Consider the following 20,103-nt stretch of genomic DNA (forward strand, 5'->3'; position numbering starts at 1 on the left):
GGGGCCGTTTCCGCGTCAGCAGTCCGGCGCCCGCGCCGGCCGGGTGCGCGGGCGCTCCGGGATCAGCCCCTTCGGGCTGAAGCGCAGCGCCAGGATCAGGATCGCCCCCATCAGCACCATGCGCATATGCGGCGCGCCGGCGATCAGGTGGAGCCGCAGCCAGTGCTCCTCGCCGAGCCCGGCGGTGATCGCGCCCATCAGCCAGCGCCCCGCGGGCTCGGCCTCGACCCAGACCAGCCACACCAGGAAGGCGCCGAACACCGCGCCCCAGTTGTTGCCCGAGCCGCCGACGATCACCATCACCCAGATCAGGAAGGTGAAGCGCAGCGGGTTGTAGCTGCCCGGCGTGAACTGCCCGTCGAGCGTGGTCAGCATCGCCCCGGCGATCCCCACCACCGCGGAGCCGAGCACGAAGATCTCGAGATGCCGGCCGGTGACGTCCTTGCCCATGGCCTCGGCGGCGGTCTCGTTGTCGCGGATCGCGCGCATCATCCGGCCCCAGGGGGCGTTGAGCGCGCGCTCGGCGAGCCACATCAGCACCACCAGCACCGCCAGGAACAGCCCGGCATAGGCGAGCTTCACCGCGATCGAGCTGGCCTCCACCGGGTCGATGCCCCAGGCCTCGGCCCGCGCGACGAACCAGGGCGCCGCCTGCAGGTCGATCTCGTAGGGCACCGGGCGGGGCAGGCCGGTGACGTTCTTGACGCCGCGGGTCAGCCAGTCCTCGTTCTTGAGAACCGAGAGGATGATCTCCGAGATCCCCAGGGTGGCGATGGCGAGATAGTCCGAGCGCAGGCCGAGCGCGGTCTTGCCCACCAGCCAGGCGGCGCCGGCGGCGAACAGCCCGCCGACCAGCCAGGCCAGCAGGATCGGCAGCCCGAGCCCGCCGAGATAGCCGGTGAGCGCCGGGTCCACCGCCTCGATCGCCTCCGCGCCGGGGTCGAAGGCCCGCCGCGCCAGCGCATAGCCGAGCAGCACCACCAGGGTCACCGCCAGCACCCGCCAGCGCCCGGGCGCGAGCCGCCGGCGCAGCGCCGTCGCGGCCACCGCGGTCAGCGCCACCGCCAGCGCGGCGAGGCCGATCCCGCCCGCGCCGGCCGCCCATGCCGCCGCCACCGGGGGCATCGAGACCAGCACCGCCGCCACCCCGCCGAGCGCCGCGAAGCCCATGATCCCGACATTGAACAGCCCGGCATAGCCCCACTGCATGTTCACCCCGAGCGCCATCACCGCCGAGATCAGGCAGAGATTGACGATGGAGAGCGCCACCGACCAGCTCTGCAGCCAGCCAATCAGCAGCAGCACCGCGGCCATGCCGAGATAGAGAAGCGGCGCGCGGAGGCTCATATCACCTGTCCCCGGAAGAGCCCGGTCGGGCGCACCAGCAGCACCACGACCAGGATGATGAAGGAGATCGCGAACTTGTAGTCGGTGCCGAGGAGCTGCATCAGCCCCTCGGGCGCCCAGGGCTCCGGCAGCAGGTAGCCGGCGACGCGCTTGTAGGCATAGGTCAGCCCGAGCTCGGAGAAGGCGATCACGAAGCCCCCGGCGATGGCACCCACCGGATGCCCGATGCCGCCGACGATGGCGGCCGCGAACATCGGCAGCAGGAGCTGGAAATAGGTGAAGGGCTTGAAGCTCTTGTCGAGCCCGTAGAGCACCCCGGCCACGGTCGCCAGCGCCGCCGCGATCAGCCAGGTCACGCGCACCACCCGGTCCGGGTCGACGCCGGAGAGCAGGGCGAGGTCCTCGTTGTCGGAGAAGGCGCGCATCGCCTTGCCGGTGCGGGTGCGGCGCAGGAACCAGAACAGTGCCGCCACCACCGCCACCGCGACCACCAGCGTCAGGAGCTGCGTGGTGCGGATCGTCAGCCCCTCCTCGAGCCCGGTCAGCGCCTCGAAGTCGCGCGCCCGGATGATGAAGCGCTCGCCATCGGCAAAGCGCTGGTCGTCCGGCCCGATGACGAAGCGCACCAGCCCGTTCAGCACGAACATCACGCCGATCGAGAGGATCACGAAGGTCACCGGCGTGCTGCGGCGCGCCCGGTGATAGCGGTAGATGTAGCGGTCGGTCAGCAGCACCAGCCCGGCGGTGGCGGCGATGCCGAGCGGCAGCGCCAGCAGCGCGGTCGGCAGCGGCCCGAGCCCGATGCCGGCGGCCTGCAGCCCCCAGGTGCCGAGGATCGCGGCCATGGTGCCGAAGGCCATGGTGTCGCCATGCGCGAAGTTGGCAAAGCGCAGCACGGCATAGATCAGCGTTATGCCGAGCGCGCCGAGGGCGAGCTGCGAGCCGTAGGCGATGCCGGGCACCGCGACGAAGTTGCCGAAGACGGCGAGCGCGTTGAGGATGTCGGCCAAGGCTCAGCCCCCGAGGAAACTGCGGCGCACGTCCGGATCGGCGAGCAGCGCCGCGCCGGTGTCGGTGTGCCGGTTGGTGCCCTGCACGAGGACATAGCCCCGGTCGGCGATCTCCAGCGCCTGCCGGGCGTTCTGCTCGACCATCAGCACCGCGATGCCGGTGGCGCGGATCTCGAGGATGCGGTCGAAGAGCTCGTCCATCACCTTCGGCGAGACGCCGGCGGTGGGCTCGTCGAGCATCAGCAGCGAGGGCCGGGTCATCAGCGCGCGGCCGACGGCGACCTGCTGGCGCTGCCCGCCGGAGAGCTCGCCGGCCCGCTGCCCGCGCTTCTCGGCCAGCACCGGGAACAGCGCGAAGACCTGCGCCATGGTCTCGGCCGGGTCGTCGTCGCGCAGATAGGCGCCCATCTCGAGGTTCTCCTCCACCGTCATGCCGGTGAAGACGTTGCGGGTCTGCGGCACGAAGCCCATGCCGCGGGCCACCCGCTCCTGCGGCTTGAGCCGGGTGATGTCGTCGCCGTCGAGGGTGACGCGGCCCTCGCGCAGCGCCAGCATCCCGAACACCGCCTTCATCGCGGTCGACTTGCCGGCGCCGTTCGGCCCGACGATCACCGCGATCTCGCCGCGTTCCACCGCCAGCGCGCAGCCGCAGAGGATGTCGGCGCCGCCATAGCCGCCGGTCATGGCCTCGGCCGAAAGGAAACTCACGCGCCCGCCTCCTTCGCTGCGGCCCGCTTGCGGGCGCCGCCGCGGCCGAGATAGGCCTCGATCACCCGCTCGTCGGCGCGCACCGCCGCCACGCTGCCCTCGGTCAGCACCCGCCCCTCGGCCATCACGATCACCGGGTCGCAGAGCCGGGCGATGAAATCCATGTCGTGCTCGATCATGCAGAAGGTGTAGCCGCGCTCGCGGTTCAGCCGCAGGATGGCGTCGCCGATGGTGTTGAGCAGCGTCCGGTTGACGCCCGCGCCGACCTCGTCGAGGAAGACGATCCGCGCATCCACCATCATCGTGCGGCCGAGCTCGAGCAGCTTCTTCTGCCCGCCGGAGAGCTGCCCGGCCGGGGCCTCGGCGAGATGCCCGAGCCCGAGGAAGGCGATCACCTCGTCGGCCCTGGCGCGGATCGCCGCCTCCTCGGCGCGAACCCTGCCGGGCCGGAACCAGGCATCGAGCAGCCGCTCGCCGGACTGCCCGCCCGGGACCATCATCAGGTTCTCGCGCACGCTGAGGGTGGCGAACTCGTGCGCGATCTGGAAGGTGCGCAGCACGCCGCGGGCGAAGAGCTCGTGCGGCTTCAGCCCGGTGATGTCGGCGCCGTCGAGGGTCACGCGGCCGGAGGTCGGCCGGGAATGCCCGGCGATCACGTTGAAGAGCGTGGTCTTGCCCGCCCCGTTCGGCCCGATCAGCCCGGTGATCGAGCCCTCGGCAATCTCCAGCGTCGCGCCGTCGACCGCGCGCAGCCCGCCGAAATGCATGTGCAGATCATCGACGCGGATGACCATCATCCCCCCTCGCACGCAGCCCGGAGGGGCGTCCTCCGGGCTGCGCGACCAGCAAGCTGTCCCGCCGGGACCCCGTGTCAGCGATAGCCGACGGTGGCGATGGCGCCGTCGCGGATCTCGATCTGGCGATAGCTGCCGGCGCTCTCGCCGGGGCCGATCAGCTCGACATTGGTGGCGCCCTGGTAGTCCACCTCGCCGCCGGCGCCGATGATCTCGAGCGCCCGCTTCAGCTCGCCCGGGCCGATCGGCTCGCCCGGGGCGTTGGCGACGTCGAGCACCGCCGCGGCGAAGTCGCTCGCCTTGGTGGAGCCTGCCTTCTGCATCGCCAGCGCGATCAGCGCCGCCGCGTCATAGCTCTCGCCGGCATAGGGCCCGGCCTCGAAGCCGGCCGAGACCGCGAGCCCCTCGAAGGTGGTCGCATTCTCGCCGGTGGAGCCGGGCGCCGCGCCATAGGAGCCGTCGAGCGCCGAACCGATCGCCGCCGGCAGGCTGTCGCCGACCATGCCGTCGGGCAGGTAGAAGACGTCGAAGGCCCCGGTGTCGATGGCGCCCTGCACGATGCCGCGGCCGCCCTGGTCGAGATAGCCGGCCACCACCAGCACGTCGCCGCCGGCGGCGGCCAGCGAACCGACCTCGGCCGAATAGTCGGCCTTGCCGTCCTCGTGCGGGGTGTTGATCGTCACGGTGCCGCCGAGCGCCTCGAAATTCTGCGCGATCGCCTCGGCGAGGCCCTTGCCGTAGTCGTTGTTGGTGTAGGTGAGCGCGATCTCCTCGACGCCCTTCTCGCGCAGGATCTCCGCCGCGATCGCACCCTGGCGGGCATCCGAGGGCGCCGTGCGGAAGAACAGCCCGCCGTCCTCGATCGCCGAGAGCGCCGGCGAGGTGGCCGAGGGCGAGATCATCACGATGCCGTTCGGCACCGCCACGTTCTGCAGCACCGCGGTGGTCACGCCCGAGCAGTCGGCGCCCATGATCGCGGCCACGCCCTCGGCGGTGACCAGCCGCTCCGCCGCGGCCGAGGCGGCGGCGCTGTCGACGCAGGTGCTGTCGGCCCGCACCGGGACCAGCGCCTTGCCGCCGAGCAGCATGGCGCTGTCGGTGACCTCCTTCATCGCCATCTCGGCGCCCGCGGCCATCGCCGGGGTCAGCGACTCGATCGGCCCGGTGAAGCCGAGGAGCACGCCGATCTTCACCTCGTGGTCGTCGGCCAGCGCCGCGCCCGAGCCAATCGCCGTTGCGGCCAGCGCCGCGATCGTGAAGCCTCTCATCTCTGTCTCCCGGATGTCTCGTTTCCCCTGGGGGCGGCCCGGCGGTGCGAACCGGCCCGGCCGGCCCGCGCGATACTGCGGCCCGCGGCGCCGGATATCAACTCTCGGGAGGGCCGGGCGGCCGGCGTGTCGAGAGCGCATCGGCGAGGAAGTCGAACACCACCCGCACCCGCCGGCTGGTGCTCAGCTCGCGATGCGCCACCAGCCAGACCGGGAAGCCGAAGGGCGCCAGCCAGGGCGCCGCGCGGCGCACCGCCGGCTCGCCGTCGCCCACATCGGTCAGCATCACGCCGATGCCGACGCCCCGCTTGACCAGCTCCCACTGCACCAGATGATTGGCGGTGCGCACCGGGAAGTTGCGCGCCGTGAGGCCGAGGCCGCGCCGGTTGAGCCCCTCGAGCAGCGGCGCGTTCTCCTCGAAGCCGATGAACTCGGCGCGGGCCATGTCCTCCGGTCGCTCCAGCGGGCCGAAGCGGGCGAGGCAGGCCGGCGTCGCATAGAGCGTCGCGGCGCCCGCCGAGACCTGCCGGGCGATCAGCTCCGGATCGGTGGGGCGGGGGCTACGGAGCGCGATGTCGGCCTCGCGCCGGCGCAGGTCGCGCACCGCATTGGTCGCGACGATCTCCACCGCGATGCCGGGCTCGGCCCGGCGCAGCGCCGCGACGATGGGCGGCAGCACATGCGCCGAGGCGACCTCGCTGGCGGTGATCGACACCGTGCCCTCGACCGATTGCGACTGCCCCGAGGCCGCCAGCGAGACCCGGCTGGCCGCCTCCCCCATTGCCCGCACATGCTCCATCAGCTCGAGCCCGCTCGGGGTCAGCACCAGCCCGCGCCCGACCCGCTCGAAGAGCGCGACGCCAAGTTCGGTCTCCAGCGCCGCGACCTGCCGCCCGAGGGTCGGCTGGGCCATGCCGAGCGCCCGCGCCGCTGCCGAGAGCGAGCCCTCCTCGGCGGTGACGAGGAACGCCCGCGCACGGTTCCAGTCGAACCTGACCGAACGCCAATCCATGCGATTCTGCATATCACGCAAGCCGATTTCGTCAATTCACAAGGGGATGGCAGGCGGTTACGTAGCCGGAACTCACACCGAACCCACACCGAAATTATACCGAAACCATACGCCCCGGAGACGGCCCCGATGCCCGCACCCCTCAGCCCCGCCCCGACCGCCTATGCGCCGCCCGCGCTTGCCGCCGTTCCCCCCGCCGACACCCCGCGCGCCGCGCGCTTCTGGGACCGGATCGCGGCGAAATATGCCGCCCGGCCGGTCTCCGACGCCGCCACCTATGCCGAGAAGCTGGAAATCCAGCGCCGCCTGCTCGGCCCGGACATGGATGTCCTGGAGATCGGCTGCGGCACCGGCACCACGGCGCTCGCGCTCGCGTCCGGCGTCCGCTCCTACCTGGCCACCGACATCTCCGAAGCGATGATCGGAATCGCCCGCGCCAAGCAGGGCGCGCCGGGCCAGCTTCGCTTCGAGCGCGCCGCCCTCGACGAGTTGTCGTTTCACGCCGACAGCTTCGATGTGGTGCTCGCGCACAGCCTGCTGCACCTCGTGGAGGACCGCGACGCCGCGCTGGACCGCATCCGCATGCTGGTGAAGCCCGGCGGGCTGCTGATCGCCAGCACCGCCTGCATCGGCGATTCCATGCCCTGGCTGCGCTATGTCCTGCCGCTCGGCCATGCCATCGGCCGGCTGCCGCTGGTGCGGGTGTTCTCGGCCGACCAGCTCGCGGCCAGCCTCGAGGGCGCCGGCTTCACCATCCGCCAGCGCTGGCTGCCGAAGCGCCGGGCCGCGCTCTTCACCGTGGCGGAGCGGACCGGCTGAGCGCCTCCTCGGCCGACGGATCGACCGCCTTGCGGCCATGGATCATCGGGCCGATCAGGTCCTCGCGCTTCCAGTGGCGGTAGAACAGGATCACCCCCACATGCAGCGCCACCATCAGCAGGATCAGGCTGGACAGGGTCTCGTGCAGCGCGGTGGCGGTGCGCGAGAGATCCGCCCCCACGGCGCTCGCGAAGGGCCCGACATTCACGAAGTCCTCGGGGTCCGCGACCAGCCCGGTGGCCACCTGCGCGACCAGCAGCAGCAGCAGCGCCGCCACCGCCCAGCCGCCGAGCGGGTTGTGCCCCGGCCAGCGGCTCGGCTGGCGCCGGCTCAGCCCCGCGGCATAGGCGAGCACCTTGCGCGGGCCGTAGAGGAAGCTGGCGAAGCGCGCCGGCCGCGGCCCCACCAGCCCCCAGACCAGCCGGAAGGCCAGCAGGCCGCAGATCGCGTAGCCCGACCAGAAATGCAGCGTCATGATGTCGGGGCCGAACTCGCCGAGGCCCCAGGAGGTGGCGACCAGCACCACCAGCGCCCAGTGGAAGAGCCGGGTGGGCAGGTCCCAGAGCCGGGTTTCGACCACCGGGCTGCCCGCCCGTTCGTTCATGCTCAGAAATCCTTGGCGCGGTAGTCGTCGTGGCAGCCCTTGCAGCTGCCGCCGAGGCGCTGCAGCGCGCCGCCGAGTTCGGCCCGGCCCTTGCCGGCCTCGACCTCCATCACCGCGACGGCGGCCTGGAACACCTCGAATTTCTCCTCGAAGCCCGCGAGGTCCGTCCAGATCTCGGGCAGGGCGCGGGTCTTGCCCTTGCGGTCCTCCTTGGAGGAGCCCTCCGGGAAATGCGGCAGCAGCTGATAGCCCTGCAGCAGCCCGAGATTGCCGGCATGGAGCACGGCCGCGTCGGCGTTGTATTCGACCTCGCCCTTGGCCATGGCGGCGAGGGCGCCGGTATTGGCCCCGAGCAGGGTGAAGAAGGCCTGCCTAGCCTTGATCGCATCGTCGATCGCATCGGCACCGGCGGCAACCGGAAATGCGAGGGGCAGGGCGGCGAGGGCGGCGATGAGGGCGGCGCGCATGGGCTGGCTCCTTCTGCTTGCATGCAATCCCGCGAGCCTAGCCGATCCGGATCAAGTTTGCATAAAACTCCCGTGAAGCCTTGACGCCCGGGGCGCCCGCGCGACAGCCGGCGCATGAAACGGCTTGCATCCCGCCTTGCAACCGGTTTCCTGGAGCGCATGGTGAAGCTGGTTCTCATGCACAAGGCCGACTCGATCTATGAGGACGAGCTGGATGCCGTCTACGATTTCCCCAGGGCCTATCTGAAGCCGGTCCGGGACGCCGTCGGCGACTGGATCGTCTACTACGAGCCGGTCAAGGCCGGGCCGCGGGGCTATTTCGCCGTGGCCCGGATCGCCAGGGTGGACGAGCATCCCCGGATCGAGGGGCGCTTTCTCGCCCGGATCGCGCCGGGGAGCTATCTGCGCTTTGTCAGCGACGTGCCGCGCCTCGTGAACGGTCGCCCGCTGGAATCGCTCCTGACGGAGGCCGACGGGACGCCGAAGCGGGGCGGGGCCACGCAGAGCGCGGTCCGCCGCCTGCCCGATGCCGAATTTGCGCGCATCCTCGATCTCGGCCTGCCGCAGGATCTCGAGCGGATCGAGGCGACCCGCTACGATGCGCCGGGGCAGGGGCTTGCGGAGGAGCCGCTGGCCTTCGAGCGGCCGGTGCTGGAGCGGCTGACGCGCCGGGCCTATCGCGACGTCGCCTTCCGCAGAAAGGTGCGCGAGGCCTATGACTACCGCTGCGCGATGTCGGGCCTGCGTCTGCGCAATGGCGGCGGGCGGCCGGAGGTGCAGGCGGCGCATATCCGGCCGGTCGCCAGCGATGGCAGCGACTCGGTGCGGAACGGCCTCGCGCTTTCCGGCACGCTGCACTGGATGTTCGACCGGGGCCTGATCTCGGTGGCGGAGGATGGCGAGACCATCCTGGTCTCCGGCAACAAGGTGCCGGGCGATGTGGTGGACCGGCTGCTTTCCCCCGAGCGCCGGCTGCTGAAGCCGCTCGACCCGCGCGACGCGCCGCACCGGGAAAACCTGCGCTGGCATCGCGAGAACGTCTTCGGCCAGATCGGCGAAACCGGGCCCGCGCCCTGGGACTAGCGCATCGCCGGCCGCGCCTCAGAGCGAGAACGAGGTGCCGCAGCCGCAGGTCGAGGTGGCGTTGGGGTTCTCGATCGCGAAGCGCGCGCCGATCAGCTCGTCCTTGAAGTCGATCACCGAGCCCTCGAGGAAGGGCAGGCTCTCGGGGTCGATCAGCACCTTCTGGCCCTCGCCCTCCAGCACCAGATCGCCCTCGGCGGGCCCGTCCTCCAGCGCGAACTCGTACTGGAAGCCCGAGCAGCCGCCGCCCAGCACCGCGACGCGCAGCGCCTTCGGGCCGCTGCCCTCGGCGGCGGCGATCTCGGCCAGCCGCGCGAAGGCGCGCGGGCTCACGGTGACCGGCAGGTTGAGATCCATCGGGCTCTCCTCGGCTTGACCCATTCCACACAGCATGTATCGATCGCCGCGCGCGAGACAAGAGGCCCGCCCGCCGCCGCCCGGCGGTGTTGCCCGGGGGCCGGGACCGGAGGTGCACGCGATGGACGAACGCCTGCTCGCCCCCTATGCCACCCGCCCGAGCGAGAGCCGCGGCCGCCGCCACCCCGAGCCGGTGAGCGCACACCGCTCGCCGTTCCAGCGCGACCGCGACCGGATCATCCACGCCTCGGCCTTTCGCCGCCTCAAGCACAAGACCCAGGTCTTCGTCGAGCACGAGGGGGACTATTACCGCACTCGCCTCACCCATTCCATCGAGGTGGCGCAGATCGCGCGCACCATCGCCCGGCATTTCCGGCTGAACGAGGACCTGGCCGAGGCGGTGGCGCTGGCCCATGATCTTGGCCATACCCCCTTCGGGCACACCGGCGAGGACGCGTTGTCGGAGGCGATGGCGCCCTATGGCGGCTTCGACCACAACGCCCAGGCGCTGCGCATCGTCACCCGGCTCGAATGCCACTATGCCGAGTTCGACGGGCTCAACCTGACCCACGAGACGCTGGAGGGCATCGCCAAGCACAACGGGCCGCTGCTGGCCGGGCCGGAGGTGCCGAAGGAGACGCTGCCCGCGCCGTTCGTCGAGGCGCTGGAAGGGCTCGATCTCGGCCTGCATGCCCAGGCCAGCGCCGAGGCGCAGATCGCCGCCCTGGCCGACGACATCGCCTATGTGAACCACGACATCCATGACGGGCTGCGCGCCGGGCTGTTCTCCGAGCAGGAGGCGGAGGGGCTGCCGGTGCTGGGCGGCTGCTTCGCGGTGGTCGACGATCTCTATCCCGGGCTTGCCGCCGGGCGCCGCCGGCACGAGGCGCTGCGGCGGGTCTTCGGCGCCATGGTGGACGACGCGATCGCCGAGAGCGCGCGGCGGGTCGCGGCGCTGGCGCCGGGCTCGGCCGCCGAAGTGATCGCGGCGAGCGGGCCGCTGTTCTGCTTCTCGGCCGAGATGGCGGGGCAGATCGCGGCGATCAAGCGCTTCCTGTTCGCGCGGATGTACCGGCACTGGCGGGTCAAGCGGATGCGCGCCAAGGCGGCGCGTGTGGTGGCCGAGCTCTTCGACATCTTCACCTCCGAGCCCGGGCTGATGCCGGAGGACTGGTCGGCCGCCTGCCTCGCGCAGGGCAGCGAGGCGGGGCGCGCGCGGGTGGTGGCGGACTACATCGCCGGCATGACCGACCGCTTCGCGCTCAAGGAGCACCGGGTGCTGACCGATCCCGCGACCCGGGCCTGAGGCGCACCCGGCACCGCGCCCCCCGCCTCCCCCACCCCTGCGGCGTCGCGGCGGCTTCGCGGGCATCGCGGCCCACCCGAGGGAGGCGGGGGGCGCGGCACCCTGCGGCGGCCCGCCCGCCCACCGTCACTTGACGGCGGCGGCGAAGATCGTCTTGAGCTTGGCCTCGGTATCGCGGATCGCCTTGGACAGCGCGTCGTCGGTGTCCATCATCGCACGGCGGAGCACGTCGCATTTCTTGTGCTGCGCGTCGATCTCGGTGGCGAGGTTGGCCTTCAGCAGCGGGTCCTTCAGCGACTGGTGCGCGCCCTGCATCTTGATGATCTCGCGCGCCATCTTCTCGAAGCTGTCCTCCACCGTCTTGCGGGTGTTCCGCACGCTGTCGACGGCCTCGGTCAGCGGGTGCACTTTGGCGCTCAGCGCCATGCGGAACTTCTTCAGGCAGGCCTCGTAGTCCTTCGGCCATTGCGTGCGGAACCCGGTGAGCTGCTTGTTGGTGCTGCCCTGGAGCTTGAAGGCATGAGAGAGCGCCTGCTTGTAGTCCGGCGCGTTCGACTTCATCTTCGCCTTGTTGTTGACGGCGATATCGAGCGCCATCTGGAAATGGTCGGTGGCGATGCCGACCGCGGGCTGGCCCCACTGCTTCTGCAGCTTCGTCACGAAGGCCTTGGTGTCGGCGTCGAAGACCGCCGGCTTCTGGATCTTGAGCCGCCCGCCCGCCTTGTTGAGCGTCTCCTGCAGTGCCTTGACCTTCGGTCCCTTGTTGCCTTCCATGAGGGCGCCCATCGCATTCACCTCGCTCGCAATGCCCCGATCGTCCACTGTGGAACGAACTGCCACCGTGGCACAATGACATTGTTCGGCCCTGCTACCTGTGATGCGCGTCACGCGGCCGGGCGGTCTTTTCCGCCGCCGGGGGGCGTGCTAGGGGCGAGCCGGAACCCGGAGGGCCGAGATGAACCTGTTTGCCGAGATGAAGATCCTCGTGGAGGAGAGCCTGTCCGCGCTGGCCGCCGAGGGCGTGCTGCCGGCGGGGCTCGAGCTTGCCAATGTCGCCGTCGAGCCGCCGCGCGACCCCGCGCATGGCGACATGGCGACCAATGCCGCGATGGTGCTGGCCAAGCCGGCGGGGCTGAAGCCGCGCGCCATCGCCGAGCCGCTGGCCGACCGCCTCGCCGCCGATCCGCGGGTCGCCGAGGCCAGCGTGGCCGGGCCGGGCTTCATCAACCTGCGCCTCGCGGCGTCCGCCTGGCAGGGGGTGCTGGCCGCGGCGCTGGCCGATCCGGAGGGGTTCGGGCGTTCCGGCATGGGGCAGGGCGAGACGGTCAACGTGGAGTATGTCTCGGCCAACCCCACCGGGCCGCTGCATGTCGGGCACACCCGCGGCGCGGTGTTCGGCGATGCGCTGGCGCGGCTGCTGGCCTTCGCCGGCTACGATGTCACGAAGGAATACTACATCAACGACGGCGGCGCGCAGGTCGACGTGCTCGCCCGCTCGGCCTATCTGCGCTATTGCCAGGCCAATGGCGAGGCGGTGGACATCCCCGACGGGCTCTATCCCGGCCATTACCTGATCGCGGTCGGCGAGAAGCTGAAGGCGCGCCATGGCGACAGCCTGATGGGCCTGCCGGAGGAGCGCTGGCTGCCGGAGGTGCGCGAGTTCGCCATCGGGGCGATGATGGAGACGATCCGCGCGGACCTTGCCGCGCTCGGCGTCGAGATGGACCGCTTCTTCTCCGAGCGCGCGCTCTACAACACCGGCCGGATCGAGGCGGCGCTGGCGGCGCTGGAGGAGAAGGGGCTGATCTATGTCGGCCAGCTCGAGCCGCCCAAGGGCCGCGCGCCGGAGGACTGGGAGGCGCGGCCGCAGACCCTCTTCAAGGCCACCGAGTTCGGCGACGATACCGACCGGCCGCTGAAGAAGTCCGACGGCAGCTGGACCTATTTCGCCCCGGACATCGCCTATCACTACGACAAGGTGAGCCGCGGCTACGGCCAGCTCATCAACGTCTTCGGCGCCGACCACGGCGGCTATGTCAAGCGGCTCAAGGCGGCGGTGGCGGCGCTCTCGGGCGGCACCGTGCCGCTCGACATCAAGCTGATCCAGCTGGTCAAGCTGTTCAAGGATGGTGAGCCCTACAAGATGTCGAAGCGGGCCGGCACCTTCGTGACGCTGCGCGACCTGATCGACGAGGTCGGCGCGGACGTGGTGCGCTTCGTCATGCTGACGCGCAAGAACGACGCGGCGCTAGATTTCGATTTCGCCAAGGCGCTGGAACAGTCGCGCGAAAACCCGGTCTGGTACGTGCAGTATGCCCATGCCCGGGTGCATTCGGTGGCGGCGCGGGCGGCCGAGGCCGGCATCGCGGAGGGTGATTCGCCCGATCTCGCGCTGCTGGAGGACCCCTCCGAGCTCGCCCTGGCGCGCAAGCTCGGCGAGTTTCCGCGCATGGTCGAGGCCGCGGCGCTGGCCCATGAGCCGCACCGGGTGGCGTTCTATCTCTATGACCTCGCGTCCGAATTCCATGCCCACTGGAACCGCGGGCAGGACCGGCCGGAGCTGCGCATGCTGCGCGAGGACGCGCCCGAGCTGACCCGCGCCCGGCTGGCGCTGGCACGCGCCGTGGCCGTTGTGATTTCTGCCGGTCTTGGTATCCTAGGCGTGACCCCGATGACCGAGCTGACATAAGCGCGAATGCGCAGATGACGGGGTTCGAGCAGGACGAGCCCCAAGATAAGGGGTCAACACAGGTGGTGGCCCGATGCGCGACGAGAACGATGAGTTCGCAGGCGCGGGGTTCGCGACGGAAGCCGAGATGGTGCCGTCGCGGCCGCGTCGCATGGCGTCCATGTGGATAGGTGCGGGACTCGCGGTCGCGGTGCTGGGCGGGCTGGGCTACTGGCTCTACGATCTCGGCACGCGCGAGACCGCGGAGATTCCGGTGGTGGCGGCGGCGGCCGGCCCGATCAAGAGCGTGCCGGAGGCCGAGGGCAGTAAGGTGCGCCATCGCGACATCGACAGCTTCGACCTTGCCGAGGCGGATACCGGCGAGGACACCGGCAGCGATGCCACCACCGGCTTCGCGCCGACGCCCGGGCCGCTGACCGAGGAGGACATCTCGCTGCGCGACCTCGAGGACATCCTCGGCGTGCCGACCCCGAGTTCCGCCAGCGCCAGCGATGCGCTCGGCTTCGCGCCGGCGCCCGCCCCGGCGCCGGCCGTGCCGCTGATCGCGCCGGACGGCACCGAGGCCCCGGCGCCGCGCCCGGGCAGCGCCGGTGCGGAGATCGCCCGCCGCTCCGACGAGACCGAGAGCGCGCTGCGCAGCCGTGCCGTGCCGATCCCGGAGCCGGCGCCCTCGGCCCGCGCGGTGCCCGAGCCTGCGCCCGAGCCGGCGCTCGAGGATACCGGCGCCCCGGCCCCCACGGTGAGCCCGATGGCCCGCCCGCGTCCGAACAACCTGCCCGAGCGGGTGGCGGCGGCGCAGCGCCAGGCGATCGAGGATGTCGCCTCGCTGCGCGACGAGGCGGCACGCTCGCCGTTCCAGATCCAGCTCGGCGCCTATAAGAGCGAGGACGAGGTGAAGAGCGACTGGCGCCGCATCGCCTCCGCCAACACCGACCTGCTGAACAACCGCGCGCTGGCGGTGCAGACCACCCGCTCCGGCGGGCGGACATGGTATCGCCTCCGCGTCGGGCCCTTCGCCAGCCTGACCGAGGCGGCGAGCATCTGCGAGGCGCTCCGCGCGCGCGACCAGGCCTGCATCCCCGCGGAAAACCGCTGAGATGGGCGCGCAGGGGGCCGCTTCGGCGGCGATCTACGGGCTCTCGGGCCTCCGGCTGACCGATGCCGAACGCGCCTTCCTCGCGGCGGCGCAGCCCTGGGGGCTGATCCTCTTCGCCCGGAATGTCGCGGCGCCGGACCAGGTGCGCGCGCTGCTGGCGGAGGCGCGTGCCGCCTGCGGGCGCCATGTCCCGGTCTTCATCGATCAGGAGGGCGGGCGCGTCGCGCGGCTGCGCCCGCCGCACTGGCGCGCCTGGGGCCCGCCGGCGGCGGAGGGCCCCGGCCCGGCCGGGCGCGAGCGGCTCGGGCTGCGCATGCGGCTGATCGCGGCGGAGCTCGCGGCCCTCGGGATCGACGGCAACTGCGCGCCGATGCTGGATCTCGCCGCGCCGGGGGCGCACGAGATCGTCAGCTCCCGCGTGCTGGCCGACAGCCCGGAGGAGATCGCGGCGCGCGGGCTGATCGTGGCGGAGGCGCTGCTGGCCGGCGGCGTGCTGCCGGTGATCAAGCATATCCCCGGCCACGGCCGGGCGCGGGCCGACAGCCATGCCGAGCTGCCGGTGGTGGCGGCGCCCCGCGCCGCGCTGGAGGCGGATTTCGCCCCCTTCCGCGCGCTTGCCGGGCTGCCGCTCGCGATGACGGCGCATGTGGTCTACACCGCCATCGACCCGGCGCTGCCGGCGACCCTCTCGCCCGCCTGCATCCGGCTGATCCGCGAGGAGATCGGCTTCGCCGGCGCGCTGATGTCCGACGATATCGGCATGGCGGCGCTTTCCGGGGCGATGGGCGAGCGGGCTGCGGCGGCGCTGGCCGCGGGCTGCGACCTGGTGCTCCACTGCAGCGGCGAGATGGACGAGATGCGGGCGGTCGCGGCGGCGGTGCCGCGGCTCTCCGGCGAAGCGCTGGCGCGGGTGCAGGCGGCGGAGGCGGCGCGGCGCGCGCCCGAACCCTTCGACATCGCCGCCGCCGAGGCCCGCCATGCCGCGCTCGGCGAGGCGATCCGGGGGGCCGCGGCATGACCCCCTTCGACGAACGGAACGCCGCGGCCGAGGCGGCGCCCGAGGCGCCGGCCGAGACCGCCCCCGGCCCGGATGCCATGGTGGTCGATGTCGAGGGCTTCGAGGGCCCGCTCGACATGCTGCTGGCGCTGGCGCGGGTGCAGAAGGTCGATCTGCGGCGGATCTCGGTGCTGCGGCTGGCGGAGCAGTATCTCGCCTTCGTCGAGGGCGCGCGGCTGCGCCGGATCGAGCTCGCGGCCGACTATCTCGTGATGGCGGCCTGGCTCGCCTATCTGAAATCACGCCTGCTGCTGCCGCCGGAGCCGGGCGGCGAGGAGCCCTCGGGCGAGGAGCTGGCCGCGCGGCTCGCGGCCCGGCTCGAGCGGCTCGATGCCATGCGCAAGGCGGCGGCGCAGCTGATGGCGCGCGACCTGCTGGGGCAGGATCGCTTCGTGCGCGGCCAGACCGAGGTGCTCTCGCTGCGCAAGAAGATCCTCTGGCAGGCCGGGCTGGCCGACCTGCTGCGCGCCTATTCCCGGGTCAAGGCGCGGGACGATTACCGCCCGCTGGCGCTGGCCCGGCCGGATGTGGTGGCGATCGACGCGGCGCTGGCGCGGCTCCGGCGCGGGCTCGGCAGCACGCCGGACTGGCGCGAGCTCTCGGCCTGGCTGCCGGGCACCTGGAGCGCCAGCCCGGAGCGACGCCGCTCGGCGATCGCCTCGAGCTTCGTCGCGGCGCTGGAGCTGGTGCGCGAGGGCGCGGCCGAGATCCACCAGGAGCGAAGCTTCGCGCCGATCCTGCTGCGCGCGCGGCGGCCGGAGCCGGCCGGGGAGGGCGGCTCGTGATCGAGGACGACGCAGCCGGGGCGCCGCGCCCGGCGCCGCAGCCCGCCCAGACCGAGGCCGACCCGGCGCGGCCGATGGATGCGCTCTTCGCCGCGCCGCCCGAGGCCGAGCAGGCCCGCATGGTCGAGGCGGTGCTCTTCGCCAGCGCCGATCCGCTGACGGTGAAGGAGATCGCCGAGCGCCTGCCGCATGGTTCCGACGTGCCGGCGGCGCTGGCGCGGCTCGCCGAGCACTATGCCCCGCGCGGGGTGCAGCTGATGCGCATCGGCGATGCCTGGGCCTTCCGCACGGCCCCCGATCTCGGCTTCCTGATGGCGCGCGAGGCGGTGGAGACGCGCAAGCTCTCCCGCGCCGCGGTGGAGACGCTGGCGATCATCGCCTATCACCAGCCGGTGACGCGGGCCGAGATCGAGGAGATCCGCGGCGTCGCGGTCTCGCGCGGCACGCTCGACCTGCTGCTGGAGCTTGACTGGATCAAGCTCGGCCCGCGGCGCGAGAGCCCGGGGCGGCCGGCCACCTTCGTCACCACGCGCGCGTTTCTCGACCATTTCGGGCTGGAGAGCGCGAAGGACCTGCCGGGGCTCGCGGAGCTGCGCGCGGCGGGCCTCGTGGGGGCGGCGCCGGAGCTGGCCGCCGGCGCACCGCGTCCGGGCGAGGCGGCCGACGGCTGAGGGAGCGAAGGGCGGGGGCGTTCCGCGGGGCCGTGCCGCCGCGCGTGGGCGTTGACCCGAGGTGCGGCAGGGCGTTCACTCGGGGATCCTGTCCCGGAGGCCCCGATGCCCGACGCGCCGCCCGTTCCCGCCTTCCCGCCCGAGGACTATGCCGACAGGCTCGCCCGCCTGCGTGCCGCGATGGCGGCGGCGGGGCTCGACGCCCTGGTGGTGGCGGTGCCGGAGAACATCTGCTGGCTCACCGGGCTCGACCACTGGGGCTTCTTCGCCTGCCACATGCTGCTGGTCCCGCGCGAGGGCGAGATGCTGCTGGTGGCCCGCGCCATGGAGCGGATCACCGTCGCCGCGCAGGTGCTGAATGCCGGCTTCCGCGGCCATGCCGACGGCGAGGATCCGGCGCTGCACGCCGCCGAGGGGCTGACCGAACTGGGGCTGGCGGAGGCGCGGCTCGGGATCGAGCTCGCCAGTCTCTTCCTCACGCCGCGCATCGCCGACAGCCTGCGGGCGCGTCTGCCGCGGGCGGCCTGGGCGGATGCATCGGGCATGATCGAGCGGCTGCGCCGGGTGCAGTCGCCGGCCGAGCAGGCCCATACCCGTGCCGCGGCGCGGGCGGCCGCTGCCGGCACCGCGGCGGCCATCGCGGCGCTGCGGGTCGGCGGCTCCGACCGCGAGGCCGCCGCCGAATGCCACCGCGCGATGATCCTGGCGGGCAGCGAGTATCCGGGCTTCGGCCCCTTCATCCGGCCATCGGCGCGGCTCGGCGAGGAGCACACCACCTGGCGTGGCGAGCGCTTCCGGCGCGGCGATGCGGTGTTCCTCGAGGTGGCGGGGTCGGTCGCGCGCTACCAGGCGCCGATGGGCCGGCTGGTCTATCTCGGCGAGGGCCCGCCGGGGCTGGACCGCTCGGCGGCGCTGGCGGCGGAGGGGATGGCGGCGATCGTGGCGGCGCTGCGTCCCGGCGCGACGGCCGGCGCGGTCTATGCCGCCTGGCACGCGGTGGCGGCGGCGGCCGGGCTCGATCGCTATCACCGGCATCATTGCGGCTATCTGGTGGGGCTCGGCTTCCCGCCGAGCTGGACCGGCGGCGCCGGCGTCACCGGGCTGGCGCCGGGCTCGGAGCTGGTGCTCGAGGCGGGCATGGCGGTGCATGCGCATTCCTGGTTCACCGGCATGGGAGAGGGCACCGGGCTCGCGGACTTCTTCATCTCCGACTGCGTGCTGATCGGGGAGACCGGCGCCGAGGTGCTGACCGGTGACGCACCGGTGACGCCCCTCGTGGGCTGAGCCGGAAGGCAGCACGCGGCAGCGGCCCGCACGGCGCTGCGACGAACGCTCGGTGGGGAGCCCTCCCGGCGAGGCGCGATCAGCGCCAGCGGCCGGTGAGCTGGCTTCGTGCCCTTCTGGTTCCGGTCCAGGTCTCGCCTGTCGCAGTGCATCTGCATCCGGATCGATTGCGCCATCGGTCGGGCCGGGATTGTCACGGGCAGGAGGGGCGGCGGGCGCCGCCGGCCGGAGAGATGTCGAGCAATCTGTCGGAGTAGCCGGCGCGGGGGGCAGCATGGCCCTAGCTGCGCAGCACGACTGCTGCCCGCAGCAGCTCCAGCACGGGTGCAAGGAGCTGGCCGAGCCGGTCGTGTCGCCTCGGCGGATGCGGATCAGCCCGCTTTCCTCACCGTCGAGCATGCGCAGCCCGAGCCGCTCCGGCGGGGATGGCCGCCGGGGCGACCGAAGCTCGTCGATGTGGCGCGTGCCTATGGCTGGACGATCCGCATCGCCCCAGACATCGATCCGGACATCCTGCAGCGCCTAGTATGCACACTGGAGGAGGTGTGATCGAGCTCGGCCCGGCGTGCGGGTCTTTCTCGCCCGCGGCCCAACCGAAATACGCACAGGGATCGGCGGGCTCGCGATGGGCAAGAGGCGCTGAAGCAGCCCCCTGCCCGAGTCGGTGGCTACGCACAGGGGTCGGTGTGGCTGCCGGCTAGAGCTGCGCGGCCTCTGCCTCAAATCCAGAATCCTCGACCTCGGCCGCTTCCCGTGGCCGTCGCCGGCAGCTGCCACGGTGCGGCACACGCCGGCGCAGCTCGCGATGTTCTGGAAGGGGATTGCTTGGCGCCTGTCATGATGGAGTTCCCCGTCCGAGCGCGCGACATGCATCTCATATTGGCTCAGAAGACAACGCTTCGATCAGGGTATGCGCTTTGGGAGACCCGGAGAATGGAGATCCGCCTAGACGGGCCGCCTGGCCGCGTAGGTGGATCGCTGATCGAGGCTTTGCGGTCCCATGTACTCGCCTCTGGCCGACTGATTGGAGACGAAGGACTGCTGCCCGTGTCGGGCCGGGACCAGGGCAAAGGGACACGGGGCGGTCGAGGAGCCATGTGCATGCCGCCTGGCCCGGGGTTACGCCGCGCCCCCCGCCGCTCGCAACCTCTGCAGTTCTGAATGGAAGGGCGGGCACCCGCGCGGATATCGCACCGGATTCCGCGGCGTGCACCATGCCGACGGCCATGACGGCTTCAACGACCTCAGCCGCGCGACTACGCGGGGCGTGGCGCCGCGAAATGCCGAAGCCGGCTGCTGGGCGCATGTTCTCCGATCCATTGGCAAGCGGGCCGTTTCCGATTGCGGAGGCGGCGCTCCAGCGCATTGGAGCTCTCCACGACCTCGAAAGGCGTATCCGCGGACAGCCCGCGCGGATCGACGAAGGGCGCGCCAGGCGGGGGCGGGGCCGCCCCGTCTGCACTCCGGGCAGGCCCGGGGGCGAGCTGGCCAGGCTGCAGGGAAAGATGGCCACCGTTGAGGCAATTCGCTGCGCGCCCACATGGTGGTCGGTGCTCGAACGATACCCCGCGGAGGAGGCGTCGAGATCGTCGGCAATGGCGCCGAGCGGGCAATCCGGCCGGTCACCCTTGGCCGCAAGATCCGGTTCTTCGCTGGCTCGGACATGGCCGGCGAACGGGGTGCCGGCACCCTCTCCCTCGACGGGACCGCCAAGCGCAACGGCCTCGCGGCCTAGCTGTACGATGT

General features: G+C 72.1%; 21 protein-coding genes. 11 read left to right on the plus strand and 10 right to left on the minus strand.

Annotated elements, in window-relative coordinates:
* Window positions 1-15: 15 nt before the first annotated feature.
* The 6 genes from QSJ97_RS14470 to QSJ97_RS14495 form a co-directional block, all read right to left on the minus strand.
* Window positions 16-1,347, minus strand: coding sequence for a branched-chain amino acid ABC transporter permease (locus QSJ97_RS14470; protein WP_285672492.1), 1,332 nt, complete (start codon window positions 1,345-1,347; stop codon window positions 16-18).
* Entirely contained in the window at window positions 1,344-2,357 is a 1,014-nt protein-coding gene (locus QSJ97_RS14475) for a branched-chain amino acid ABC transporter permease (RefSeq protein WP_285672493.1), read from the minus strand. Before QSJ97_RS14475 ends, QSJ97_RS14470 begins: the two co-directional genes overlap by 4 nt.
* A 3-nt stretch (window positions 2,358-2,360) precedes the next feature.
* Complete coding sequence (locus tag QSJ97_RS14480; protein ID WP_285672548.1) at window positions 2,361-3,041, minus strand: ABC transporter ATP-binding protein; 681 nt, start codon at window positions 3,039-3,041, stop codon at window positions 2,361-2,363.
* 20 nt (window positions 3,042-3,061) lie between these two features.
* Complete coding sequence (locus tag QSJ97_RS14485) at window positions 3,062-3,862, minus strand: ABC transporter ATP-binding protein (RefSeq protein ID WP_285672494.1); 801 nt, start codon at window positions 3,860-3,862, stop codon at window positions 3,062-3,064.
* 74 nt (window positions 3,863-3,936) lie between these two features.
* A complete protein-coding gene (locus QSJ97_RS14490) occupies window positions 3,937-5,127 on the minus strand; it encodes an ABC transporter substrate-binding protein (RefSeq protein ID WP_285672495.1) in 1,191 nt (396 codons plus the stop codon).
* A 97-nt stretch (window positions 5,128-5,224) separates the two neighbouring features.
* Window positions 5,225-6,139, minus strand: a complete 915-nt coding sequence (locus QSJ97_RS14495; RefSeq protein WP_285672496.1) for a LysR family transcriptional regulator — start codon at window positions 6,137-6,139, stop codon at window positions 5,225-5,227.
* A gap of 129 nt (window positions 6,140-6,268) precedes the next feature.
* Here QSJ97_RS14495 and QSJ97_RS14500 point away from each other — a divergent pair, with 129 nt between their 5' ends.
* Window positions 6,269-6,958, plus strand: a complete 690-nt coding sequence (locus tag QSJ97_RS14500; RefSeq protein ID WP_285672497.1) for a class I SAM-dependent methyltransferase — start codon at window positions 6,269-6,271, stop codon at window positions 6,956-6,958.
* Here the strand turns inward: QSJ97_RS14500 and QSJ97_RS14505 are convergent.
* Window positions 6,933-7,562 carry a cytochrome b/b6 domain-containing protein gene (locus QSJ97_RS14505; protein WP_285672498.1) on the minus strand — a complete coding sequence of 210 codons (630 nt, stop codon included), beginning with the start codon at window positions 7,560-7,562 and terminating at the stop codon, window positions 6,933-6,935. The two genes, QSJ97_RS14500 and QSJ97_RS14505, sit on opposite strands and share 26 nt — an antisense overlap.
* A gap of 2 nt (window positions 7,563-7,564) precedes the next feature.
* Window positions 7,565-8,029 carry a c-type cytochrome gene (locus tag QSJ97_RS14510; RefSeq protein WP_285672499.1) on the minus strand — a complete coding sequence of 155 codons (465 nt, stop codon included), beginning with the start codon at window positions 8,027-8,029 and terminating at the stop codon, window positions 7,565-7,567.
* A gap of 114 nt (window positions 8,030-8,143) precedes the next feature.
* On the opposite strand from QSJ97_RS14510, the gene QSJ97_RS14515 reads away from it, so the two are divergent.
* Window positions 8,144-9,112, plus strand: a complete 969-nt coding sequence (locus QSJ97_RS14515; RefSeq protein WP_285672500.1) for an HNH endonuclease — start codon at window positions 8,144-8,146, stop codon at window positions 9,110-9,112.
* A gap of 18 nt (window positions 9,113-9,130) precedes the next feature.
* On the opposite strand, the gene QSJ97_RS14520 is transcribed toward QSJ97_RS14515, so the two are convergent.
* Entirely contained in the window at window positions 9,131-9,469 is a 339-nt protein-coding gene (locus QSJ97_RS14520) for a HesB/IscA family protein (protein ID WP_285672501.1), read from the minus strand.
* Window positions 9,470-9,602: 133 nt separating this feature from the next.
* Here QSJ97_RS14520 and QSJ97_RS14525 point away from each other — a divergent pair, with 133 nt between their 5' ends.
* Window positions 9,603-10,775 (plus strand): deoxyguanosinetriphosphate triphosphohydrolase, encoded by a 1,173-nt coding sequence (locus tag QSJ97_RS14525; RefSeq protein WP_285672549.1) that lies wholly within the window; start codon window positions 9,603-9,605, stop codon window positions 10,773-10,775.
* A gap of 126 nt (window positions 10,776-10,901) precedes the next feature.
* On the opposite strand, the gene QSJ97_RS14530 is transcribed toward QSJ97_RS14525, so the two are convergent.
* On the minus strand, window positions 10,902-11,561 hold the full coding sequence (locus QSJ97_RS14530) for a peptidoglycan-binding domain-containing protein (protein WP_285672502.1): 660 nt from the start codon (window positions 11,559-11,561) through the stop codon (window positions 10,902-10,904).
* Window positions 11,562-11,730: 169 nt separating this feature from the next.
* Between QSJ97_RS14530 and argS the strand changes: the two genes are divergently transcribed.
* The 8 genes from argS to QSJ97_RS25015 all read left to right on the plus strand — a co-directional run bounded on the left by argS (window position 11,731) and on the right by QSJ97_RS25015 (window position 20,092).
* Window positions 11,731-13,464 carry an arginine--tRNA ligase gene (gene argS, locus QSJ97_RS14535; protein ID WP_285672503.1) on the plus strand — a complete coding sequence of 578 codons (1,734 nt, stop codon included), beginning with the start codon at window positions 11,731-11,733 and terminating at the stop codon, window positions 13,462-13,464.
* Window positions 13,465-13,624: 160 nt separating this feature from the next.
* Window positions 13,625-14,560 (plus strand): SPOR domain-containing protein, encoded by a 936-nt coding sequence (locus tag QSJ97_RS14540; RefSeq protein WP_285672504.1) that lies wholly within the window; start codon window positions 13,625-13,627, stop codon window positions 14,558-14,560.
* Window position 14,561: 1 nt separating this feature from the next.
* On the plus strand, window positions 14,562-15,578 hold the full coding sequence (locus QSJ97_RS14545; protein ID WP_285672505.1) for a glycoside hydrolase family 3 N-terminal domain-containing protein: 1,017 nt from the start codon (window positions 14,562-14,564) through the stop codon (window positions 15,576-15,578).
* Window positions 15,575-16,402 carry a segregation and condensation protein A gene (locus QSJ97_RS14550; protein WP_285672506.1) on the plus strand — a complete coding sequence of 276 codons (828 nt, stop codon included), beginning with the start codon at window positions 15,575-15,577 and terminating at the stop codon, window positions 16,400-16,402. The genes QSJ97_RS14545 and QSJ97_RS14550 overlap by 4 nt, the downstream gene beginning before the upstream one ends.
* Window positions 16,403-16,476: 74 nt before the next feature.
* Window positions 16,477-17,073, plus strand: coding sequence for an SMC-Scp complex subunit ScpB (gene scpB / locus QSJ97_RS14555; RefSeq protein ID WP_285672550.1), 597 nt, complete (start codon window positions 16,477-16,479; stop codon window positions 17,071-17,073).
* 105 nt (window positions 17,074-17,178) lie between these two features.
* Complete coding sequence (locus tag QSJ97_RS14560; protein ID WP_285672507.1) at window positions 17,179-18,357, plus strand: M24 family metallopeptidase; 1,179 nt, start codon at window positions 17,179-17,181, stop codon at window positions 18,355-18,357.
* Window positions 18,358-19,381: 1,024 nt separating this feature from the next.
* Window positions 19,382-19,876: an IS66 family transposase gene (locus QSJ97_RS25010; RefSeq protein WP_352231094.1), complete on the plus strand. Its 495-nt coding sequence runs from the start codon at window positions 19,382-19,384 to the stop codon at window positions 19,874-19,876.
* Window positions 19,877-19,897: 21 nt separating this feature from the next.
* Window positions 19,898-20,092 carry an IS66 family transposase gene (locus tag QSJ97_RS25015; protein ID WP_352231095.1) on the plus strand — a complete coding sequence of 65 codons (195 nt, stop codon included), beginning with the start codon at window positions 19,898-19,900 and terminating at the stop codon, window positions 20,090-20,092.
* Window positions 20,093-20,103 lie beyond the last annotated feature (11 nt).

Origin of the sequence: Paralimibaculum aggregatum, assembly GCF_030270585.1 — a bacterium.
Lineage (GTDB): Bacteria > Pseudomonadota > Alphaproteobacteria > Rhodobacterales > Rhodobacteraceae > Thermohalobaculum > Thermohalobaculum aggregatum.